Origin of the sequence: Celeribacter naphthalenivorans, assembly GCF_020524585.1 — a bacterium.
In the GTDB taxonomy this organism is placed as follows: domain Bacteria; phylum Pseudomonadota; class Alphaproteobacteria; order Rhodobacterales; family Rhodobacteraceae; genus Celeribacter; species Celeribacter naphthalenivorans.
In genome coordinates, this window is sequence record NZ_JAIVLK010000006.1 from 326749 (window position 1) to 349100 (window position 22352).

Genomic DNA, 22352 nt, shown 5'->3' on the forward strand with positions numbered 1-22352 from the left:
CGTTGTTACGAGTTTAGCGCAAACTGAGATTTCGTCACCCTTTCAATGACTCATAGGCCGCAAGCGCGTTTTCGCGACCTTCCTTGAGGCTCGCCACCGGTTCAGGATAGGCGTCCTCAGGCGACAGTTCCCAGGATTTTGGCACAGCCTGAAAATAAGACAGTGCGGTCTTCGTCGGGCGCGCCTCACCTTCGGCGATCCAGCGGCGCAGGTAGGTGCCCTCGGCGTCGAATTTCTCCGCCTGCCCGTCCGGGTTGAAAATCCGAAAATAGGGCGCCGCATCGGGACCACAGCCCGCCACCCATTGCCAGCCCATGGCATTCGACGCCGGGTCCCAGTCGATGAGACAGTCCTCAAACCATCTGAGCCCCACCCGCCAATCGGTCAGCAGGTGTTTGGTCAGATACGACGCCGCAATCATCCGCGCACGGTTGTGCATCACGCCGGTCACGAACATCTCGCGCATCGCGGCATCGACAAAACGCACGCCGGTGCGTCCCTGACGCCAGCGCTCGGCGTCCTTATTGTCCTGTCTCCACGGGAAATTGTCCCAGCCTTCGCGGTGATTTTGCTCTGGCAGGTCGGGTTCGTGGTACAAGAGATGATAGGCAAACTCGCGCCAGACCAGTTCTTTGAGGAAATGCTCGGCGCCCTTCGCGCCCTCCTCCATCGCTTGCCAGCCCGCAAACCAGATGCGACGCGGGGAAATCTCGCCATAGGTCAGGTTTTCCGACAGGCCGGAACAGACCGGTTCGGCGGGAAAATCGCGCCGCGCTTTGTAGTCATTCGCATGATGTTGGAGAAAGGCCGAGAGCCGCGCCCGCGCCGCCGTCTCGCCGATGTGACAATGCGAAAGCACCACCTCAGCGCCACGGCGCATCGCGGCACCAAGCTGCCAGTCTTCCAGAGCGTCGCTGTCGGGGAAAGTCTCAGGCCAAGTGATCTCAGGCCGCGCCAAAGGCTCCGGCACGGGATGATCGCGCACGGATTTCCAGAACGGCGTGTAGACCTTGTAGTAGCCGCCGGTCTTGGTCGCGACCGTCCAAGGTTCGAACAGAAGATGCGCATTTGACGACTGCGCCTCAACACCTGCCTCTTTGAGCGCGGATTTGACCTCCGTGTCGCGCGCGATGGCGGCCTTGTCGTAGAGCCGGTTCCAATAGACGCTGGTTGCCCCCAGCTCGTCCACCAGTTGCAAAAGCTGATCCTTGGCTGAGCCGTGGCGCAAGACCACCTTGCCACCCAGCTCTTCGATCCGCACCATGAGATGGTCGAGCCCAAGCCCCAACCGCCATTTCGGCGCCGCGCCAAGCCCGTCGACCGTGTCATCGCGGATGAACACCGGCACCACCTGCCCGGCCTTGGCTGCGGCCACCAGTGCGGGGTTGTCGTCGAGGCGAAAATCCCGCCTGATCCACCAAATCGAAACCATGATGCCTCCTTGTTTCAGACGGTTACGTCCGAAAACACCTTTTGGATCACATCACGCGGCATCTTCCGCCTCGCGGTCTTCGGCCTGCGCCGACCACATCGCCGCATAGGCGCCGCCGCGCTTCAACAGCGCCTCATGGGTGCCGCGTTCGATCACCTGACCTGCGTCCAAGACGACGATTTCGTCGCTGTCGGCAATCGTCGACAGGCGGTGCGCGATGGTGATCACCGTGCGGCCAACACCGGCCAGTTTCAAAGCGCCAAGGATGCTTTGTTCCGTGCGGGTGTCCAAGGCCGAGGTCGCCTCGTCCAACAGCAAAATCGGCGGGTCTTTCAACAGCGTGCGCGCGATGCCGACGCGTTGTTTTTCCCCGCCGGAGAGTTTCAATCCCCGCTCGCCCACCTGCGTCTCGTAGCCTTCCGGCAGGGCCATGATGAAATCGTGAATCTGCGCCTGTTTCGCCGCCGCGACGATCTCTTCATAGGTCGCCCCATCGCGCCCGTAGCCGATATTGTAGCGGATCGTGTCGTTGAACAGCACCGTGTCCTGCGGCACGACACCGATAGCGCGGTGCAGGCTTTCCTGCGTCACCTCGCGAATGTCCTGACCGTCAATTTGAAGACTGCCGCCCGTGACATCGTAGAACCGGAACAACAGCCGCCCGATGGTGGATTTGCCCGAGCCGGAATGGCCGACGATGGCCAGGGTCTTGCCCGCTGGCACCTCAAGATCGACGCCTTTCAGGATCGGCCGCGCCGGATCATAGGCGAATTCGACAGCGTTCAGAGTGACCGTGCCGCCGGTGACCTTGATGTCCTTCGCATGGGGGGCATCCTTGATCTCCGCCGGTTGGTGCAGCAGGTCGAACATCTCTTCCATATCCACCAGAGCCTGCCGGATTTCGCGGTAGACCGTGCCGAGGAAATTCAAAGGCATGGTGATCTGGATCATATAGGCGTTAACCATGACGAAATCGCCGACGGTCATCTGACCGTTCTGCACCCCGATGGCGGCCATGACCATGACGATCACCAGCCCCCCGGTGATGAAGAACGACTGGCCGAAGTTCAGAAACCCCAGTGAATAGGCGGTCTTGTTGGCAGCGACCTCATAGGCCTCCATCGCCTTGTCGTAGCGCGCCGCTTCGCGTTTCTCGGCGACGAAATACTTCACCGTTTCAAAATTCAACAGGCTGTCGACGGCCTTTTGGTTCGCGTCCGTGTCCTGATCGTTCATCTCTTTGCGCAGTTTAACGCGCCACTCGGTGACCGTGAAAGTGAACCAAATGTAGATCGCGATCGTCGCCAAGAGCACGAGCATATAGGTCGGTCCGAAGGCAAAAGAGACCACCACCAAAACCATCAAAAGCTCAAGCGCCAGAGGCCCGATGGAGAACACCAGAAAGCGCAACAAAAAGGCCACGCCTTTCACACCGCGCTCGATGATCCGCGACAGGCCACCGGTCTTGCGGGTGATGTGATAGCGCATCGAAAGCGCGTGGATGTGGTTGAAAGTCTCAAGCGCCAATTGCCGGAGCGCCGATTGCGCCACGGGCGAAAAGATCACGTCTCTGAGCTGGTTGAACCCGTTGGTCATGAGCCGCGCCATGCCGTAGGCCACCGTCAGCCCGACGGCACCCGCGCCCAGCATCCAGGCGGCAGATTGCCCCTCGCCCGCGAGCGCATCCACCGCGGACTTGTAAAGCACCGGCGTGCCCACCGTGACCAGTTTCGCGGCCAGCAAAAACACCATGGCGACGATCACCCGCGCCTTGGTTTTGCCGGCATCTTCCGCCGTTTTGTCTGGCCAGAAATAGGGAATGACCGCCCGGATCACCGCCCAGCCGTTTTTGGGTCCATCGGTCACTCTCAAAGGGCGATTGCCGCGCATAGAGTTGCCTTTCACTTTTGAAACAGGCGCGCAACCTGTCCTATGTCGCTGGCAAGCGCAAGCCCTCTCTGCGCAAGAGACCTATGCGTCAGAGCGTCGGGATCTCATTCAGGTATTTCGAAAATTTGCCCCGGATAGATCAGGTCCGGGTCGCGGATTTGCGCCCGGTTGGCATCGAACAGACGAACATAGAGATAGCCGTCGCCGTAGCGCTCGGAGGCAATGCCCCATAGCGTGTTGCCCGGCTGCACGGTGACCGAGGCGATGCGGGGTTTGCGGGCGCCGGCCGCTGAGGACGGAGTCTCTGCCGTCTCTGTCGCGTAAGTCGCCACCTCTGTCGACGTCTCTGCCGCAGGCTCAGCGACCTCCGACGATCCCGCCGCAATCTCGGCCAGTTTGGCGATCTCTTCGCGCTGGAACGGGCTTTCGACGCGCGCAATCACGGCGCCCTCGTCCCCGACCTGATCCACACGCAGGGTGTAACGCCCCGCCGCAACGCCTTCGAGTTCGCGCCGCCATTGACCGTCCGCACCTGCGCGCGCCTCGGTCAAAAACGCCCCATCGAGATAGATCAAAAGCTCCGCCCAGGGCGCGGCACGGCCCGAAACGAAGACCCGGCCCTCCGGGTCATAGGTGATCGCATCGATGCGCAGCTCCGCGGGCGCCGTGCCCGCCTGTTGCAGAACTTTGACGCCTTCGTCATCGGCCATCAACACGGTCGGCTGGCCCGGTTCTGGCTCAGAGACTTGACCTGTGCTTTGCCCGGCGTCATTCATCCCTGTCGCCTCCAGAACCTGCGTCGCAACCGCCACGCCCGCGCTTTGAGAGGTTCCAGACACACCGCCCACAGAGTTCTCCGGCGGCAGATCGGTTTCATCACCCAGAGAGACCGGCGTTTTCGGCGGCGCGCTGGCGGGCGCAATCAGCACGGTTTCCGCACTGGCAAGCTCTGCCGAGGCGGATTTGGACATCAGCCGCATTTCGCGGGCCTCTCCCGACGCGGGCAACTCAAAGAGCGCGACGAATTCGCCCCGCTCGGAGGCCTGCGCCTGAGTGACCTCTTCGCCATCGACCAGAATGGACACGGTCGCGCCCGGTTCGGCCCGCCCGGCCACGGTCGCAAGCCCATCGGGCGGAATGCGCACCAGATCGAAAGCGGGATAAAGCTGGGCGGTGACCTCGGTCATTTCCGGGTCGCTCTCTGCGGCAGCGCCCTGATCCGCAGCGCTCAGTTCCACCGCCGCAGCGGGGGCCTCCGTGCCGTCAGGTTGCGCCAAATCCGGCCCCGCCTGCGGTCGCGCGAGATAGAGCGTGGCCCCGATCGCCAGCACAATCACCGCTGCCCCGACGCCCGCAGCCGGAAGCATCCATCCGTTCGTGTTCGACATCTTCTGTCCCCTGTTTACCCCGCCAAGACAGAGCACGCAGACCTGGCCGCATCCCCTGCGGTAATCCTCGCGTCGATCAAGACTTGAGAGAGCCTAGCAAGGGGTCTAACAAGGGTCAAAGACTTCCTTTTTTGAAAGTGTATGCGATGTCCGATACGCCCGTTTCCGCGCCCAATTCCACGCCGTTTTCCGTCTGCGTCTATTGCGGGTCGCGTCCGGGCCACAAGGACAGCTACGAGCTTGCCGCCACTGAAATGGGTCAGGCCATCGCCACCGAAGGCTGGCGTCTGGTCTACGGCGCGGGCGATGTCGGGTTGATGGGGGCCGTGGCGCGCGCGGCGCAAAAGGCCGGTGCGGAGACCTTTGGCGTGATCCCGACGCATCTTTTGCCGAAAGAGGTCGGCAAACGTGATCTCACACGCTTTATCATCACCGAGAACATGCATGAGCGCAAAAAGGTGATGTTCATGAATTCGGACGCCATCGTGGTGCTTCCGGGCGGCGCGGGGTCGCTGGACGAGTTTTTCGAGGTGCTGACCTGGAAACAGATCGGCCTGCATGACAAGCCGATCTTTCTTCTGTCCACCGACGGCTATTGGCAGCCGCTCGAAGCGCTCATCGATCATGTGATCGACGAAGGCTTCGCGCCGCTCTCGACCTCGAGCTATTTCGAAACGGTGGAAACGGTCGAGGCGTTGGTCGCCGCCTTGCGGGCCCGGCGCGCCGAGCGGTCCTGACGCAGCACCTCCAGCGTGTAGAGCACCAGAGCCGTCCAGATCAGCGGCATGGCAATGGCATGCCAATGGGTGAAGGGTTCGGAAAAGATAAAGACGGCGATCAGGAATTGGATCGTCGAATTGATATATTGCCCCATGCCGACGATGTTGAGCGGCAGGCGACGCGCGGCGGCGGCGAAAAAGATCAACGGCACGCCGGTCACGACACCCGAGGCGATCAACATGAGCGACATGTACCACGACGCACCGAAATTGCCGGCCGCCTGTGTCTCTGTGCCGCCCCAACCGTAGAGGTGAATGCCGACAAGCCCGATCAACGCCAGTGGCACGAGGAACACCACCTCGGCCGCAACAGACAGAAACGGCCCCGCCACGAGGGTCTTTTTGATCGCGCCATAGATGGAAAAGGTCACCGCCAGCGTGAGCGCAATCCACGGCAGGCTGCCGATCCCGATGCCAAGTACCAGAACCGCGACCACGGCCAGCAAGATCGCGACATATTGCAGCCCGTAGAGACGTTCCTTGAACACCACGACGCCCACCAGCGTGGCAACCAGCGGAAAGACATAATATCCGAAAGCCGCCTCCAAGGCCTGCCCGGACTGCACGGAATAGATGAACAACCCCCAGTTGATCGAAATGAACAGCGCCGCAAAGATCACCTTGCGCTGTTGTGGGCCACTGATCAGACGCCAAAACTCGCCCAGTCGGCCGTTCATCACGATCCAGATGCCGAAGAGAACGAAGGTCCATATCGTCCGATGCGCCAGAATCTCTGTCGCCGGAACCATGGCCATCACTTTGTAATAGAGCGGCGAGATGCCCCAGAGGGACTGCGCGAGAAGGAGCGCGACCCAGCCTTTTTGTGTCTCAGTCATTGGCGGACAAAGCGCCTTTCGCGGGCGGTTTGCAAGGAACAAAAATGCACAAGACGTCTGATGTCTTACGCCCGCATTGCACAGGCCAAAGCGTTTTTCTTTTGATCTGTGGCAGAAAGAAACGCAGCGCGACATAAACCTTGTGTGAAACGCTTTAGCCGCCGATTGCCTCCGTCACGAAGGCCTCAAAGGGGTCCGCACCCGGCGCATGAGGCAGATACGTCGCATATGTCTTCGGAGGGGCCTCCCCGGTCACATCGAGACAGAGAGACCGTGCCAAAGCGGGCGGCATAAAATCCTCATCAAAGCTGTCCTCGAACTGATCCTCAGGCGTTTCTGCCAAAGAATTGCGACCGTAAATCTCGATATATCCCATGGCCAAAAGCCGGATCAGCTCAAAAGCGCTCTCTGCCAAAGTCAGGCATTCGCCCTCATCGCCTAAGAACACGTAGCGCTGAGGTTGGCCCTCCCCCTGCCAGAGCGCGATATAGGACCCGGTGCTCGAGGCGTGCAGAAAGGGAATGATCCGATCTTCATAGCCGCCCTCCCCGAACCAATGCCGCACGAGATCGGGCGGCTGGCAGAAATAGACATCGCTCGTCAGACCCTCGGGCCGCGTCGGGTCTTCGATCGTGACGATGGTCTCGCCGCCGATATGGACATGCCCGGCCGCACCAAGACCGTCCATGAAACGCAGCACTAAAGGATCGAAGGCGACACCAGCCGCCTCAAACCGCGCCAGAAAGGCCGTGCGAAACGCCGCATAGGTCGCCATGTCGGTCACATCATATCTCCCTGGCAAAAAGCCTCTATCGCGTTCAGGAAAATCTCCGCCCCCAAAGGTATAAGCGCATCGGGAAAGTCGAAATCCGGGTTGTGCAAGTCTGGTTGATCCTCGCCCGACCCCAAAAACAGCATCGCCGCCGGGATTTCCGTGCCGAAAAGGCCGAAATCCTCGGACGGACGCATCGGGATTGCGCCCTCGACACGCGGCAGGCCTTTCACCGCCTCTTCCAACAGAGCCGTCGCCTCGGGCGCATTGACCGAATGGCTGAAAGCGTCGTGGATGGTGATGTCTGGCGTAAAGGCGGCGGCGGAGGTCTCGATCAGCGCGCGGGCCTCGGCCTCGAGCGCTGACATTTCACTGTTCAACAATGTGCGCAGCGTCACTTGCAACTCCGCCTCGCCGGGGCTGATGCCAAAAGACGGCACGCCGAGCCGCGCGTGGGTGACGGTGCAAAGCCGAAAGCCCGGGTCTTCGGTCGGCAGGTCCCGCGACAGGGCCCCGAGCGCGGGGATCAGTTCCGACAGCACAAGACCGGGAGAGCGGCCATTTTCGGGCCGCGCGGCGTGAGAGGTCTGGCCGGTGAAACGGATATGTAGCCCGCGCGAGGCGCAGGCCACCGGCCCCTCTTGCAAGGCCACAGACCCCAGAGGCAGCTTTGGCAGATTGTGCAAAGAGATCGCCAGATCGGGGGTGAGCGCGGTAAATTTCGGATCGGCCATCACGGCCCGCGCGCCCTGCCCGGTCTCTTCGGCAGGCTGGAACACCAAAACCACGCGGCAGGCGGGCGCCTGTTGTGCCAGCACGCAAGCCACCGCGTAAAGCGTCGCCATATGGCCGTCATGACCGCAAAGATGCCCGACGCCCTCATTTTGGGACCGATACGCGGGACCAAAGTCCTCAACGATGGGCAAAGCGTCCAGCTCCGCCCGGATCATCAGAGTTTTCGTGCCCGCGCCAAAGACGGCGGCGACGCCCGTGCCGCCAAGGCCCTCGATCACCTCTGCGCCCAGATCGCGCATGCGCTGGGCAATACGTTTGGCGGTCTCATGCTCCGCGCCGGAGACTTCGGGACAGCGGTGCAGCTCATGGCGCAACGCCACGGCCTCGGCGCGCATCTCGGGAGTGAGGGTCCAGGCCTTGGGGAGAGGATGTGTCATGATGTGGTCTCCGGAGCATTCCCCGGCGCACAGAGCGTCACCACCGTAATCTCAGGCGGCATATTGATCCGCACCGGATATTCGGAACAGCCGATGCCGCCGGAGATGATCAACACGCGCCCCTCCGCCTCATAGCGCCCATAGGAATACGTCTCATTTTCCGCCGCCATGATGACCGGAGAGCGGCTGCCGATGCGAATTTGCCCGCCGTGGGTGTGGCCCGAGAGGGTGAGGATGCATTGCGCGGGCACGTTGGGAAAGAGGTCAGGCTCGTGCGCCAAAAGGATCACAGGCGCCTCCGAGGTGACCTCGCGCATGGCGGCCTCCAAATCGTCGAAGCCCTCACCGTCGGGTCCCTCGTCATAGGGGCGCTGATCGCCCAGACCGACGAGCCAGACCTCGCCGCCCTCATGCACCAATTTCGCCGCCTCATTGTCCAGCAAGGGAATGCCGTGACGGGTCAGCGCCTTTTGCGCTTCGCAGGGCACGCGGGTCTTGGCGGCCTCGAAATCCTGCCACCAGTCGTGATTGCCGAGCACGGCAAAACGGCCGTGTGTGCCGCGAAACTCTTTCAACGCGCCGATAATGTCGTCTTTGCCCGTCTGCCCCCAGGTCCAGCCATGAGCCGCAGAATAATCCCCCAACAGCACCGCCAAATCCGGCGCCAGACGATTGGCTTTGCGGGTGATCCGTCTGACCCGCGACAAAGGGATGTAAGGCGCGCCTGCGTGCAGATCGGAAATAATCACGATCCGCATCGGCGCCCGCGCACCCCACGCCGGGTGTTCGACACGGTAGCGTTTGACACGCAAACGCCAGGCCGGTTCGATCCAAAACCCGTAAAAAAGGGCCAGGAGCACGACGGCTCCCAGCCCTAAAAGGATGTAAAATCCCGCAGTCACTTAGATCGCACCGGATCACATACGCGATGCGACGTTTTCCCAGTTCACCAGCTTGTCGAGGAAGTTCGACAGGTAAACCGGGCGCTTGTTGCGGAAGTCGATGTAGTAGGAGTGTTCCCACACGTCACAGCCCAGCAAAGCGGTCTGGCCGAAGCACAGCGGGTTCACGCCGTTTTCGGTCTTGGTCACTTTGAGCGCGCCATCGGTGTCTTTCACGAGCCAGGCCCAACCGGAGCCGAACTGGCTGGCACCAGCAGCGGAGAACTGTTTCTTGAACTCTTCGACGGAGCCGAAGGATTCGACGAGGGCTTTCTCAAGCTCACCCGGCATGGCTTTCTCGCCCGGGCCCATCATTTCCCAGAATTGGGTGTGGTTCCAGTGCTGGGACGCGTTGTTGAAGATGCCGGATTGCGCGACAGCACCTGCGTCATAGGTGCCTTTGATGATCTCTTCGACCGATTTGCCTTCCCACTCGGTGCCCGCGATCAGCGTGTTGCCGGTCGTGACATAGGCGTTGTGGTGCAGGTCGTGGTGATACTCGAGCGTCTCTTTCGACATGCCGAGATCGGCGAGAGCGTCGTGAGCATAGGGAAGATCGGGAAGTTCAAAAGCCATTGGGGCCTCCATAAGTCAGCAGTGATGCGTTTCAGGTCTGGGGGTATAGGTGATCCGATGGCGGGCTCGGGTCAAGGGCGAAACACTGGAATCGTTCCAGAAAAGCCGAACAGCGGGTGTTCGCCGCTGTCCGCATGTGTGCCCTCCCCCTAGACCACCGGTCAGTTGCCGTCCGGCAAATCGATCTGAATTTCCGGCTCATCGCCAATCGGCGGCACATCCCCGCCGGTAAAAAGATAATAGGCGATCCCCAGCACCAAGACGAGCATCGCGCCCACCAGAATTCCGAGACCGGTATTGCCACCGCTTTTGTCGCCACTCATGACTGTCTCCTTAATGTCAAACCGTTATTTCATGGTCCCCAAGAGGGACCGATTGAAAACACAACGTAAAATACCGCCAGAGGGTTCCGAGAATGCAGAGAGGAAAATCCAGATCGGAAAATCACGGGCATTTTTCAACTGTTCGTATGATGAAAGAGGCTTTAGACTGGCGATATGTTTTGGCTCTGGATTTTATTGGTTTTGGCATTCCCCTTTTTGGGGTGGTGGGCGCATAAGACATTGCGCCAACTCTCCAGGTCGATTGACCAAGAGGACGATTGGCTGTCCGATCCGCGCCCCAAACAGCCCACCAGACGCACAGCACCCAGCCGTAAAATCGTCACGCAAAATCTGCGCGAGGCGCTGTCGCGCATGACGTTTTATGGCACGTTCACCCCCATGCCGATTATGATTTTCAACGTCTTTCGATACGCAAGACGCAAAGAATGGTGGCAAGATAAAGACCCCCAGCTCAAGGCGAGGACATCGGGGCCATGGGACACACCAGAGACGGGCGACGATAATATTGTCGATATTGTCGACATCGATTTCGACATCCGCGACCTCGAGGCGTCTCGAGAAAACCAACAAAAGCCGATGCCCTCTCAACCGCCAAACACATAAAGGTTGAGACAGCCGGTCACACCCACGTCATAAGGGGTTTCGCAAAGCCCGTCCGCCGGATACACCTTCCGAACGGAAACTCTTTGACGGACCCTGACATGACCTTTTGGATCATCGCCACTGCCATCGCCATCCTGTCCGCCGCGCCTTTGGCGCTTGCGTTGCTGAGAGCGCGCGGGATCGTGGCCGACAGCGCCTCTGCGGCGGAGATCGAGATGAAGGTCTACCGCGACCAGCTCAAAGAGGTCGATCGCGATGCCGCCCGCGGCGTGATTTCCGAAGAAGACGCCAAACGTGCCCGTGTCGAGGTCTCCCGCCGCCTGCTCGAGGCCGACAAAGCGCGTGAAACCAAAGCGAAAACCACCACCGCAGCCCCGATCTGGGCCGCAGGTGCGCTGGGCACCGTCTTGGTCGTTAGCGGGCTCTGGCTCTACTACGATCTCGGCCAGCCAAAACGTGAAGACCTGCCGCTGTCGTATCGCCTTAAGATGGCCGAAGAAATCCGCGCCAACCGCCCGTCTCAGGCCGAGATCGAACAGACCCGCCCCTCATCGCCGCCCATCCAAGAGCCTGACGAGCGGCTCATGACCCTCGTCGGCCAATTGCGCACGGCGCTGGAAACCCGCCCCGACGATCTTCAGGGCCACATTCTGCTCGCCCGCAACGAGGCCGTGATCGGCAATTACGACCGCGCCTATGCCGCTCAGCAAGAGGTGATCCGCATCAAAGGCCCAGGCGCCACCGCAGACGATTACGCCGATCTTGCCGACATGATGATCCTCGCCGCCGGGGGCTATGTCTCGCCCGAGGCCGAAGAAGCCCTGTCCAAAGCCCTGAGCCGCGATCCGCAAAATGGCACGGCGATCTACTATTCCGGCATGATGTTCGCGCAAAACGGCCGTCCCGATATGACCTTCAAACTCTGGCGCCCGCTGCTGAATTCCTCGGCCGCCGACGACCCTTGGGTGCCGCCGGTCCGTGCCCAGATCGAAGCCGTCGCCCAGGCCGCAGGCGTGCGCTACACCCTGCCACCTGCCCCGGCGGCAGACGGCCTGCGCGGCCCAACTCAAGAAGACATCGACGCCACCGCCGAAATGACACCGGAAGAGCGTCAGGACATGATCCGTGGCATGGTCGATGGCCTGTCCGCGCGTCTCGCCAACGAAGGCGGCTCGCCCGAGGAATGGGGCCGCCTGATCTCGTCGCTCGCCATGCTGGGCGACACGGAACGTGCCCGCGCGATCTGGAACGAGGCGCAGGTGATCTTTGGCCCCTCGCCCGAGGCGCTGGCCGTGGTGCGTCAAGGCGCCGAACGTGCGGGTCTTGTGGAGTGAGGACAGACGAATGAGCGCCCTGATCACCGATGACATCGCAGAATTTAACGCCTCCCTGCCGCCGATGAGCGCCTTGGCCGGGCTGGACTTTGGCGACAAAACCATTGGCGTTGCGATCTCCGACCGGCTGCGCTCGGTCGCAACGCCCACGGAGACAATCCGGCGCAAGAAATTCACCCTAGACGCTGAGGCTTTGCTGAAACTCCTGACCGCACGCGAGGTCTCAGGCATCGTCTTGGGCCTGCCCCGCAACATGGATGGCTCCGAAGGCCCGCGGTGCCAGAAAACCCGCGCTTTCGCCCGCAATCTGGGCCAGTTGACCGATCTGCCGATCACCTTCTGGGACGAACGCCTGTCCTCCGTGGCCGCCGACCGCGCCATGCTGGAGGCCGACATGTCCCGCGCCAAACGCGCCGACAAGATCGATCAGGTCGCCGCTGGCGTGATCCTGCAAGGCGCATTGGACCGCTTGAGGAACCTGTAATGGCCTCAGCGCGTCAAAAGATCGAAAGCCCCTGCACAGATGTGTGTAAAATCGACCCGGACACCCGGCTCTGTCTGGGCTGCGCGCGCTCGATCGACGAAATCTCAGCCTGGTCACGGATGACAGCGGAGGCACGTCGCGTGATCATGGCCGAACTGCCGCACCGCGCGGCACAGCTCAAACATCAAAGGTGAGTATTTTTGCAGCAAAGGAGACGGCGTTTCCTTTGTGCGTCAAATACTCAATCCTCCTTACCCCATCACAGCCTTGCGCAGCATATTGAGCGCGACAAGGATCAGAAAGCCACCAAACACGCGTTTCAGCGGTTTCGGGTCCATGGCATGGGCGATCTTCGCGCCCAAAGGCGCGGTGATCAGCGTCATGCAAATCACCAAGAGGAAGGCCGCGATATTGACGGCACCGACGGTAAAGGGCGGTGTCACCTCGGCAGGGAGATTGACGAAGAGAAATCCGATCACCGACGGGATGGCGATGATCGCGCCAAAGCCTGCGGCAGTCGCGACAGCGCGATGGATCGGCACACCGTAAAGCGTCATCGTCGGCACCCCGAAAGAGCCGCCGCCAATGCCCATCAGCACCGAAAGAAAACCAATAAGCGGCGAGATGATCGCCCGCATGAGACCTTTCGGCATCTCAGAGCCCAGCCGCCAGGCGGAATTGCCGAAGGCCATGTAAAGCCCGATGAAAATCGCGACCCCGCCAAAAATCATCTGAAGCGTCGCCGAGCGCAGGCTTGAGGCGACGAGCACACCGATCACGGCACCCACGACAATCCCTGGCGCAAAGCTTTTCAGGATCGGCCACTCCACCGCGCCCTTTTTGTGGTGCGACAGGGCCGAGCGGATCGAGGTCACGATGATGGTCGCCAAGGAGGTGGCGAGACAGATTTGCATGAGCTGCGGACTGTCGTACCCCAGCCCCGCAAAGGCGTAGTAGAAGGCGGGCACGAGAACGATGCCGCCTCCGACGCCCAAAAGACCGGCCAGAATGCCCGCGAAGGCGCCGATGACGGCGATCAGGGCGGCGAAGGGGAGAAGTGTCGAAATATCCATGACGCAAAGCGTTAACGGCAAAACGCGCCCTTGAGAAGAGTGAGAAGAGCGCGTTTTTGGATGGTGTCGCCTGCACTTATGCTCAAACTTCGACCACGACCCGGCCTTTCACCCCGCCTTTGAGGATCGCAGCGCCAAGTGCGGGCAGCTCTTCGAGCGTGGCGGGTTGCACCATCTCTTCGAGTTTCTCCATCGGCAGGTCCGTGGCGATGCGCTTCCAACAGCGCAGACGGTTCTCTTTCGGCTGCATCACGGAATCGATGCCCAAAAGGTTTACACCGCGCAGCAGGAACGGGATCACGGAAGCCGGAAGGTCGGCGCCGCCTGCAAGTCCGATCGCGGCGACAGTGCCGCCGTATTTCATTTGCCCAAGCACCCGCGCCAACATTGATCCCCCAACAGCGTCGATACACCCCGCCCAAGTCTCAGATTCGAGCGGGCGTTTGACGGTCTCGCTGATATCGTCCCGCGCGACGATCTGTGTGGCGCCAAGCGATTTGAGATAGTCGGCACCCTCGGGACGCCCGGTGACGGCGGCGACCTCATAGCCCAGATGCGCCAGAATGGCCGTGGCGACCGAGCCGACACCGCCCGACGCCCCTGTGACCAAGACCGGACCTTTCTCGGGGGACAGACCGTGATCTTCCAGCGCCATCACCGCCAGCATCGCCGTGAACCCTGCCGTGCCGACCGCCATGGCCTGACGCGTCGAGAGACCGTCGGGCAGCGGCACGAGCCAGTCGGATTTGACGCGGGCCTTTTCGGCATAGCCGCCCCAACGCACCTCGCCCACGCGCCAACCGGTGAGCACCACCTTGTCGCCGGGTTTGAAATCAGCACTCTCAGAAGCCTCCACCGTGCCCGCAAAATCGATGCCCGGCACATGGGGATAGTTGCGCACAAGTCCGCCGCCTTTTGGCGAAAGGCACAGCCCGTCTTTGTAATTCAGCGTGGAATACTCCACCCTCACCAAAACATCGCCCTCAGGCAAATCGGATTCGGCAATGTCTTTGATCTGCGGTTCCGCCAGACCGGTGTCATTCTGTTCCATGATCAGGGCGCGCATGGGGTCCTCCGTCTCAATCTTGCAATTTCTCCAACTTGCCCTCATAAATGTCAGACAATTGATCGCACTGGCAAGTCAAATGTCTGACAATTTACCAAAGCTCGAAAAACAAACGGATTTATCTGCTGCTATCGCGGAGCGCATTCGACAGGACATCCTGAGCGGCGCCTTGGTGGCCGATGACCGCCTGCCCTCCGAGTCTGAGCTGTCCGAGACCCATGGCGTCTCACGTGCCACCGTGCGCGAGGCCTTGAAACGCTTGGCGGCGCAAAGCCTGATCCGCACCAAACGCGGTGCCACCGGCGGGGCCTTTGTCCATCGGCAGAGTTTTGAGGACGCCTATACGCAGATGGCGTCAAATGCCACGCTGCTTATCACACTCAATGAGGTGGACATCACCACCGCCTGCGAGGCGCGGTTTGCCTTGGAGAGAGGCTGTGTGCGGCTGGCGGCCAAGCACCGTCAGGACCACCACCTCGACAAAATGCGCGCCGAAATCACACGGCAAAAGGACCCGGAGCTGTCGGACGAGGCGTTTTGCGCCTCCGATGTCGCCTTTCACCGGGCTTTGGTGGATGCGGCGGGCAATCCGGTGCTGTCCTGGCAATTGGCCGCGGCGGTCGAGGGGATCGAACCGCTGATGAACATGCTGACCTATCGCCAACGCGACCGCGATGCGGTGATCTCATTGCATGAGGCGATGGTGGAGGCTTTGGAGGCGCGTGTCGGAGCGCGGCTTGAGATTTTGATGGATTATCTGCGGGATCAGACGCTTCGGACGGCCTTGAGTTAAGGTCTGGAACGGGCCTGCTCATAATTTGATCAAATTATGGCACACACCGCCCGTCCCGCCCGCTTCCGGTGCAACTCACGGGAATCTTGCTTGCAAAGGTTCAAACGCCTGATAGCGTCATTCACCAGACATGATCCATTTTCAGGGAGATGACATGACCATGATGAAAACCCTTTTGGGCGGCGCAGCGCTCAGCATTCTCGCGGCGGCGGCTTTCGCCGAAGATCCGGAGCTTTTGGTGTTCGATTACTCGGGCTTCGAAGCGCCTGAATTCCACACCAAATACGCCGAAAAGAATGGTGTTCAGCCGTCTTTCGCCTTCTTCGGCGAAGAAGACGAAGCGCTTCAGAAACTCGTGTCGGGCTTCAAGGCCGACGTCAGCCACGTCTGCGCGGGTTCCGTGAAGAAATGGGAGGAAAGCGGCATTCTCGAGCCGTGGGACACTGCGAAGATCACCGAATATGCCAAACTCGACAGCAACCTTCTGGGCTCTGACGTGGCGGCCGCGAGCGCCTATTTCATTCCGACCGATTTTGGCTCAACCGCCATCGCCTACAATACGGACGAAGTGCCGGCCGAAGCCGTCGCCTCTTTGGAGGTGTTCAAGAACCCGGAATACGCGGGCCGCATGACATTGCCGGACAATGTGGACGACGCCTATGCGCTGGCCTATCTGGCGACCGGCACCACGGATTGGACCACGGCAACGGACGAGCAATTCGAAGCCGCCTCGAACTGGCTGCGTGAGGTGCATCCGAACCTGCGCACCTATTGGACCGATCCGGCGGAGCTGGCACAGCTTATGGCGACAGGCGAAGTTCTGATTTCCTGGGCGTGGAACGAAACCTATCCGACGCTGGTCGAGGAAGGTTTCCCGGTGGGCTTCCAGCGTGAAACCACCGAGGGCTCCTCGCTCTGGCTTTGCGGCTACGTGAACCTGAAAGACGGCCCCGGTTCGGAAGAGAAAGCCTATGACTATATCAACGGTTTCCTCGACGCCTCGAACGCCGCTGTCCTGATGGACGCAGGCTACGGCATCTCGAACACCGAAGGTCTGGCGACGCTGGGCGAAGAGGCGCTCGTCGCCGGTGGCCTCGAGCCGATCGACGTGCCGGTTCTGGCCCAGCTGCCGATGTCTGTCGAGCTGCGTGAAAAGCAGTCCGAAGAGTTCGAAAAGATCAAAGCCGGGTTCTAAGGCTTTACGATCGCACCGAAAAACAAGCGCCGCCCTGTCAGAAGGGCGGCGTTTCGCCTTGTATCACCACCCCTTGAAACCCTGCCTCCCATCGCTTACATGTGGGATGTCGCTTAGGCGACTATGGACATAAACGCGCTCGTAATAAGCGGATCGGACCCGGGGGCGGTACCCGGCGTCTCCACCAAATACCCCTCTTCGGTCTTCGTTTGAGACCGGCAAGAGATTGGATCATGGGGACGAAATAGGATCGACGGACGTCTAAAGGGGTTTTGCTTTGTCTCGGTGAGATACCACCGTTATCGGTTCACTTAAGCTAGTTGCAAACGACAACAAAGCTCCGATGGCTCTCGCAGCGTAAGCTGTGCGAAATATCGAAATCTAAGCCCTTTCGCCTAGCAGCGTAAGGCGGGGCCCGCAGGAGCCTGGCAACAGAATCCTGCACCTCTTTCCCCACCTTTGCACTTATCGCTCCCTCTCAAGTCGGATGGGCTACCTTCAGGCGACTGCAAATCGCATCGTGAAGGAGCCTGGCAACAGAATCCTGCACTTTCCCCTGTCGCATGAGAGAGGGACGCAAGATTTTTCTGCGCTGGCAACCAATCCTTTAGATTTTGGGCGTATCCCATAGGGGCAACGCATCAAAATGAATGGGCGACATCGTGACCGGGCTCGAAATTCTCACCTCGTGGTATGAAAAAATCTGGGTTGAGGGCAATCTCGACGCCGTCGCCGATTTTTTCGATGTCGAGGCAATGGCCAGCGGCCTGATGACCGATTTCGCGGCCCAGATCGAAGATTTTCAAAGCCTCGTTCCCGCCGTCCTTCACGCTGTCCGCAATGTGAGTTTCAGCATCGAAGATTCGATGGAAATGGACGACCGCGTTTGGGTGCGGATGACGCTTCATGCGCAAAAAGCCTCCGACATGTCGCCGATTCACATTCCCGGACAGGTGATGATCCGGCTGAGAAACGGCAAGATCATCGAGGCCCATAACAGCTATGACTTCGTCAGCTATTTCGAACAGATGGGCAATTTGCCCAAGGATTCAATCGCGCTCATGCTGGCGGGAGAAACCCTGAGCTGACAGCCTTTGAGGAACAGTCTACGGCTGACCGTCTTCGCCTGAAAACGCGGCACCCTCGCCCCGCCTGCAAAGGTCTGGTTCGGTTTCCCTTGCCAATCCTGAAATTTGATCAAAAGTAAGCGGGCGGGATCGCGTGTCGGCAGAGATAGCTCCACGGTCATGACCCGTTTTTCAAATAGGTGACATATGAAACTGACCGTTGCTTTGCCTGAGGCGCTTGCCCTTTCTCTTGCCCTGCCGCTGGCCCTCTGTACCGGCCTCGCCGCCCATGCCGAAGACGAGGCCCCTCTGCCGAAACTCGGCCCCAACGCCACCCCAGTGACCGAAGCCACGGACTATCTCAGAGCCGCGCCTGCGCCGGATTACTGGGCCTTCGCGCCCTATGTGAAACCACAGTTCACCAGCTCCGCCTGTGGCGTGGCCACGGTGACCGCCGCCGTCAACGGACTGGCTGGCCTGCCCGCCAATGCCGAAGACACGGTGATGACCCAGCCCGACCTCTTGGAGGCCGTTGGCGACGCCCATTGGTCGGAGATTTCGGCCGAAGGCGGCGATGGCGTCATGTTCGACGATCTCGTCACCTATGCCACGGCGGCCCTGCCGGTCGCGGGTCTTGAGGGCTATGGCGTGACAGCGTTCAAACCGGCGGACGCCAGCGGGGCGACGTTAGACACCACCCGCAAATGGCTGATCCAAAACGAAGAAAGCTCTGACGACGCGCTCATGGTCTATTTCAACCAAGGCGTTGTGACCGGCGATTGGGACGGCCCGCATGTGTCGCTGATCGGCGCCTATGATGCCGCCAAGGATGAGGTGCTGATCCTTGAGGTCGATCAGGACTGGTACATCCCCTATTGGACGCCGACCACAGTGCTCTTGGAAGCGATGCTCAAACCGACGTCGGAGGAGCACGGCGTGCTCGAAGGCCAGACCGGCGGCCTTGTCCGTCTCGCGCCTCAAAGCTAAGACCTGAAACCTAAGACTTGACCCACAGGCTGGGGCGGCTACCAAGACAGCAAAGGTTCCCGACCGAGGCTCTCCCATGTCGCCCCAGCCCGTTCCACATCACCCGGATTTTTCGGCTTTCCTGAAAACATTCGCCCGGATCGGGCTTTTGTCCTTTGGCGGACCGGCGGCGCAGATCGCGGTGATGCACCGCGAATTGGTCGAAGACCGGCGCTGGTTTTCTGAGGACGGCTTCCTCTCCGCGCTCTCCTTTTGCATGATGCTCCCCGGCCCCGAGGCGATGCAGCTTGCGACCTATGCCGGTTGGCGCCTGCGCGGCGTGCCGGGCGGCGTGATCGCGGGGCTGTTTTTCACAACCCCCGGCGCGCTTGTGATGCTGGCGCTCGCGGCGCTTTATGCGCATTTCGGCCACTTGCCCGCCTCCGAGGCGTTGTTTGCCGGGATCAAGGCCACGGTGGTTCTGGTCGTCATTCAGGCCCTGTTCCGATTGGGCAAAAAGGCCCTCGGCACACGCAGCCGCTGGGTCTTGGCGGCGCTCTCCTTTGCGCTGATCAGTTTTTTCGCCACGCCCTTTCCGCTGATCGTTCTGGGCGCTGGTCTCTATGGCGCACTGACGGCCAAGGCCTCGGCACAGACGACCAATGCCCCAAAAGCCACGCATCTGCCCCGCACGCTGGCCCTTTGGGGCGCGCTTTGGGCGGCGCCCTTGATCGGGTTGTGGCTCGCGGGGCAAGAACGGCTTTTGGCGATCGCCTTGTTTTTCTCGAAACTCGCGGTCGTGACCTTTGGCGGCGCCTATGCAGTCTTGGCCTATATGTCGCAGGAGGCGGTGCAAAACCACGGTTGGCTGACGCCCGAGGCGATGCTCGATGGCTTGGGGCTGGCCGAAACCACGCCCGGCCCCCTGATCCTCGTGACAGAGTTCGTGGGCTATATGGCTGCCACACCTTTGGGAGTCTTTGGTGGCATCCTCGGCGCGTTGGTCACACTTTGGGTGACATTTATCCCTTGTTTTCTATGGATTTTCGCAGGCGCGCCTTACATCGACTGGATCGCCACGCGGCCCAGATTGGACGCCGCGCTCAAGGCCGTCACCGCCGCCGTCGTCGGTGTGATCGCCTCGCTGTCGTGGTGGTTTGCACTGCATGTTCTCTTCACCCGCGTCTCGTCACAAAGCCTCGGGCCGTTGCGACTCACCCTGCCCGATCTGAACAGCCTGTCGCTCGAAGCGCTCGCGCTCGTGACCCTCGCAGCCATCCTGCTCTTTGTGTTCAAACGCGGCCTGATGGTCACGCTGGCCCTTATGGCCTTGGCCGGATTAGCTCTGGGCGCGGTTGAAATCGGCACTGGTGAGATCGGCACAATGTGAGCCCCTTCAAAGGCCTCTTCCCTCTGCCACAGAATCCCTTATGCTGCGAGGAAGGGATAAGGAAAGGACGCTCGGATGGCCAAAACCATCGATTATGGCAACCTCATGCACGACGCCATGCGCGGACTGATCCGCAAGGTGCTCGATGGCGTGGCCAAGGACGGTCTGCCGGGGGATCATCATTTCTTTATCACCTTTGACACGATGCACCCGGATGTGGAGCTGGCCGACTGGCTGTCGGATCGCTACCCCGAGGAAATGACCATCGTCATCCAGCATTGGTTCGACAATCTCGAGGTCTCCGAAGACGGGTTCGCGATCACGCTGAACTTTGGCGACAGCCCGGAGCCTCTCTATATCCCTTACGACGCGATCCGCACCTTCGTGGACCCCTCCGTCGAATTCGGCCTGCGGTTCGAGACGCAGGAGTACGATGTCGAGGAAATGGACGAGGACGAGATCCCGCATGACGCAGAGGTGACCTCTTTCGAGCCGAAAGACGAGCCGGAGAAAAGCAGCGGGCCGAAAGAGGCAGAGATTGTCTCTCTGGACAAGTTCCGCAAGTAAATGTCTCGTTTTGGATCATTCCAGAACATGAAAAAGCCGCTCCCTTGAGAGCGGCTTTTCTTGTTTTTGCGTGTTATGTCTCAGAATTCTTTGCCGATCATACGATCAAGCGACAGCTTGCCCCCGCCAAACGCCGCGATGATCGCCGCGCCAGCAAACCAGAATGTCGAATTGAATTCAGCCTTGAGCTGGACCTGATGCAAGAATGCGGCACCGCCGTCCCCGAGCAGACGCGCCTGTCCCTGGGCCGTCAAATAGCTCGTATGGTCCTTAAGAAAGGCCAAGCCTTCAGGCGTCAGGAACGCGTCGCCATAGGGGTGCGACATGTGAAACCACAGCGTCACAAGCAACATCACAGCGTTGATCAAGGCAATCGGACGGGTGACCAGACCCACAGCAATCATGGCGCCACCAAAGAATTGCAAGATCGCCAAAAGCGGCGAAAAGAACCAACCGGCAGGCAGCCCAACCACATTTTCGACAAATCCCACCTGCCCCATCGGCGCGGTGATTTTTGGCCAACCCTCGACCATCAAAAGGCCGCCGATGATCACGCGAAAAGCCAACCAGCCAAAGGGCTGCGCAAAACCGTGATATAACGAAGCGAGAAACGGAAGGATCAATCGCTCGCGAGGTCCCGACGTCATTTCCTGCATAATAAACTCCTGAAAACGTACACTTAAGGCGCATTTGGGGCGAATTGCCGCGCGCCTGACCGCCGCATTGGTACCCGGTACGTCAAAGCTGTGGCAATTCTTCGTTGCCCTCAAAGAACAGCATACCCCATGCGCATATTTGAACAATCATTGCGCATTTACCCACCAAAATCACAAAGGCCTGAAGCGACGTCATCCGCAGCGTGGCCGCAGTGTGCCCGCACCGTACCCGCAGTATGAAAGGCACGATACAACCGCGTGAAGTTTGCGTAACAGCGGCACAATCTCCCTTGCGTCCGCCTTGCTGCGCGCGCACCTCTATCACAAACAGGAGGACATCATGCCGCGCGATTTTGCCGTTTTTTTCTCAGAATTGATCCGCAATCCCGATGAGGTCCGCGCCATTGCCCCCTCGTCCTCCGCCACAGCGCGTCTCATGACTCGCGGTGTCGAGGATATTTCCGGCCCCATCGTCGAGATCGGCGCGGGCACTGGCGCCTTTACCCGCGAAATCCTTGCGCGTGGTATCGATCCTGCGCGGCTCACACTCCTCGAACTGAACCCACGGTTCTGTGTGGAGCTGTGCGAGAAATTCCCAGGTGTCCATGTCATCAACCGACCCGCCGAAGACATCCGCGACATTGGGCTCAGCAACATTGGCGCGGTGATTTCGGGCGTGCCGGTGCTGGCGAAACCCGCACTGCAACGGGCCGTTGTGGGCCGAGCCTTTGAGGTCATGGCACCGGGCGCGTTTTTCACCCAGATCACCTATGCCAACTCTTCGCCGATCACGCCGGAGATGCAGGGAGAGTTAGGCCTTGTGTCCGAGAAGCGCGGCACGGTCTGGGCCAACCTGCCGCCGGCGCGCGTATTCGAATACCGTCGCCGCGTGAGCTGACGCCCGTCGCGGTGCATCCCGGTGCATCGCGTCGTTTTTTAGCGCTATCACCGACATGTATGCCTCGGTATACATTGCAAGCCCCTGTTTGAGGCCTTATAGCCAAAGCAATCTTTGGCATAGCATGGGA

Annotated in this window: 24 protein-coding genes and 1 other RNA gene; 13 read left to right on the top strand and 12 right to left on the bottom strand. The window is 60.3% G+C overall.

The annotated features are described in order from the left end of the window. Nucleotides 1-34 precede the first annotated feature (34 nt). The 3 genes from LC094_RS15015 to LC094_RS15025 form a co-directional block, all read right to left on the bottom strand. Nucleotides 35-1432 (bottom strand): cryptochrome/photolyase family protein, encoded by a 1398-nt coding sequence (locus LC094_RS15015; RefSeq protein WP_226553600.1) that lies wholly within the window; start codon nt 1430-1432, stop codon nt 35-37. 51 nt (nt 1433-1483) lie between these two features. Next, the gene (locus LC094_RS15020) at nt 1484-3322 is read right to left on the bottom strand and encodes an ABCB family ABC transporter ATP-binding protein/permease (RefSeq protein WP_226553601.1); all 1839 of its coding nucleotides are present in this window, start codon (nt 3320-3322) and stop codon (nt 1484-1486) included. A gap of 104 nt (nt 3323-3426) precedes the next feature. Further along, nucleotides 3427-4710 carry a LysM peptidoglycan-binding domain-containing protein gene (locus tag LC094_RS15025; protein ID WP_226553602.1) on the bottom strand — a complete coding sequence of 428 codons (1284 nt, stop codon included), beginning with the start codon at nt 4708-4710 and terminating at the stop codon, nt 3427-3429. 146 nt (nt 4711-4856) lie between these two features. On the opposite strand from LC094_RS15025, the gene LC094_RS15030 reads away from it, so the two are divergent. Further along, on the top strand, nt 4857-5447 hold the full coding sequence (locus tag LC094_RS15030) for an LOG family protein (protein WP_226553603.1): 591 nt from the start codon (nt 4857-4859) through the stop codon (nt 5445-5447). On the opposite strand, the gene rarD is transcribed toward LC094_RS15030, so the two are convergent. The 6 genes from rarD to LC094_RS15060 all read right to left on the bottom strand — a co-directional run bounded on the left by rarD (nt 5375) and on the right by LC094_RS15060 (nt 10109). Beyond that, nucleotides 5375-6325: an EamA family transporter RarD gene (rarD, locus tag LC094_RS15035; protein WP_226553604.1), complete on the bottom strand. Its 951-nt coding sequence runs from the start codon at nt 6323-6325 to the stop codon at nt 5375-5377. The genes LC094_RS15030 and rarD overlap by 73 nt on opposite strands. Before the next feature lie 154 nt (nt 6326-6479). Further along, nucleotides 6480-7109, bottom strand: a complete 630-nt coding sequence (locus LC094_RS15040; RefSeq protein WP_226553605.1) for a hypothetical protein — start codon at nt 7107-7109, stop codon at nt 6480-6482. Further along, nucleotides 7106-8269: an amidohydrolase gene (locus LC094_RS15045; RefSeq protein ID WP_226553606.1), complete on the bottom strand. Its 1164-nt coding sequence runs from the start codon at nt 8267-8269 to the stop codon at nt 7106-7108. Before LC094_RS15045 ends, LC094_RS15040 begins: the two co-directional genes overlap by 4 nt. Then, a complete protein-coding gene (locus tag LC094_RS15050) occupies nt 8266-9129 on the bottom strand; it encodes a metallophosphoesterase (RefSeq protein WP_226553607.1) in 864 nt (287 codons plus the stop codon). Before LC094_RS15050 ends, LC094_RS15045 begins: the two co-directional genes overlap by 4 nt. 57 nt (nt 9130-9186) lie before the next feature. Beyond that, a complete protein-coding gene (locus LC094_RS15055) occupies nt 9187-9786 on the bottom strand; it encodes a superoxide dismutase (protein WP_226553608.1) in 600 nt (199 codons plus the stop codon). A 161-nt stretch (nt 9787-9947) separates the two neighbouring features. After that, nucleotides 9948-10109 (bottom strand): hypothetical protein, encoded by a 162-nt coding sequence (locus LC094_RS15060; RefSeq protein WP_226553609.1) that lies wholly within the window; start codon nt 10107-10109, stop codon nt 9948-9950. A gap of 174 nt (nt 10110-10283) precedes the next feature. Between LC094_RS15060 and LC094_RS15065 the strand changes: the two genes are divergently transcribed. The 4 genes from LC094_RS15065 (at nt 10284) to LC094_RS15080 (ending at nt 12745) form a co-directional block, all read left to right on the top strand. Continuing rightward, nucleotides 10284-10733 carry a hypothetical protein gene (locus LC094_RS15065; RefSeq protein WP_226553610.1) on the top strand — a complete coding sequence of 150 codons (450 nt, stop codon included), beginning with the start codon at nt 10284-10286 and terminating at the stop codon, nt 10731-10733. A gap of 98 nt (nt 10734-10831) precedes the next feature. Continuing rightward, entirely contained in the window at nt 10832-12067 is a 1236-nt protein-coding gene (ccmI, locus tag LC094_RS15070) for a c-type cytochrome biogenesis protein CcmI (RefSeq protein ID WP_226553611.1), read from the top strand. 10 nt (nt 12068-12077) lie between these two features. Further along, on the top strand, nt 12078-12551 hold the full coding sequence (gene ruvX, locus LC094_RS15075) for a Holliday junction resolvase RuvX (protein ID WP_404815022.1): 474 nt from the start codon (nt 12078-12080) through the stop codon (nt 12549-12551). Then, a complete protein-coding gene (locus LC094_RS15080) occupies nt 12551-12745 on the top strand; it encodes a DUF1289 domain-containing protein (protein ID WP_226553612.1) in 195 nt (64 codons plus the stop codon). The genes ruvX and LC094_RS15080 overlap by 1 nt, the downstream gene beginning before the upstream one ends. A 57-nt stretch (nt 12746-12802) precedes the next feature. On the opposite strand, the gene LC094_RS15085 is transcribed toward LC094_RS15080, so the two are convergent. Then, a complete protein-coding gene (locus LC094_RS15085) occupies nt 12803-13624 on the bottom strand; it encodes a sulfite exporter TauE/SafE family protein (protein WP_226553613.1) in 822 nt (273 codons plus the stop codon). A gap of 82 nt (nt 13625-13706) precedes the next feature. Then, the gene (gene acuI / locus LC094_RS15090; RefSeq protein ID WP_226553614.1) at nt 13707-14690 is read right to left on the bottom strand and encodes an acrylyl-CoA reductase (NADPH); all 984 of its coding nucleotides are present in this window, start codon (nt 14688-14690) and stop codon (nt 13707-13709) included. A gap of 79 nt (nt 14691-14769) precedes the next feature. Between acuI and LC094_RS15095 the strand changes: the two genes are divergently transcribed. The 7 genes from LC094_RS15095 to LC094_RS15125 all read left to right on the top strand — a co-directional run bounded on the left by LC094_RS15095 (nt 14770) and on the right by LC094_RS15125 (nt 20668). After that, nucleotides 14770-15483, top strand: coding sequence for a FadR/GntR family transcriptional regulator (locus tag LC094_RS15095; RefSeq protein WP_226553615.1), 714 nt, complete (start codon nt 14770-14772; stop codon nt 15481-15483). Between the two features lie 154 nt (nt 15484-15637). Then, nucleotides 15638-16678 (top strand): ABC transporter substrate-binding protein, encoded by a 1041-nt coding sequence (locus LC094_RS15100; protein ID WP_226553616.1) that lies wholly within the window; start codon nt 15638-15640, stop codon nt 16676-16678. A gap of 69 nt (nt 16679-16747) precedes the next feature. Further along, nucleotides 16748-17124: a transfer-messenger RNA gene (gene ssrA, locus LC094_RS15105) on the top strand. A gap of 204 nt (nt 17125-17328) precedes the next feature. Next, complete coding sequence (locus tag LC094_RS15110; protein WP_226553617.1) at nt 17329-17766, top strand: nuclear transport factor 2 family protein; 438 nt, start codon at nt 17329-17331, stop codon at nt 17764-17766. Nucleotides 17767-17952: 186 nt separating this feature from the next. Beyond that, nucleotides 17953-18732, top strand: coding sequence for a phytochelatin synthase family protein (locus tag LC094_RS15115; RefSeq protein WP_226553618.1), 780 nt, complete (start codon nt 17953-17955; stop codon nt 18730-18732). A 76-nt stretch (nt 18733-18808) separates the two neighbouring features. Continuing rightward, entirely contained in the window at nt 18809-20101 is a 1293-nt protein-coding gene (gene chrA / locus LC094_RS15120) for a chromate efflux transporter (RefSeq protein ID WP_226553619.1), read from the top strand. 75 nt (nt 20102-20176) lie between these two features. Beyond that, on the top strand, nt 20177-20668 hold the full coding sequence (locus LC094_RS15125; protein ID WP_226553620.1) for an SspB family protein: 492 nt from the start codon (nt 20177-20179) through the stop codon (nt 20666-20668). Nucleotides 20669-20748: 80 nt separating this feature from the next. Here the strand turns inward: LC094_RS15125 and LC094_RS15130 are convergent, their stop codons facing one another. Further along, a complete protein-coding gene (locus LC094_RS15130) occupies nt 20749-21471 on the bottom strand; it encodes a DoxX family protein (RefSeq protein ID WP_226553621.1) in 723 nt (240 codons plus the stop codon). 193 nt (nt 21472-21664) lie between these two features. On the opposite strand from LC094_RS15130, the gene LC094_RS15135 reads away from it, so the two are divergent. After that, the gene (locus LC094_RS15135; protein ID WP_226553622.1) at nt 21665-22222 is read left to right on the top strand and encodes a class I SAM-dependent methyltransferase; all 558 of its coding nucleotides are present in this window, start codon (nt 21665-21667) and stop codon (nt 22220-22222) included. Nucleotides 22223-22352 lie beyond the last annotated feature (130 nt).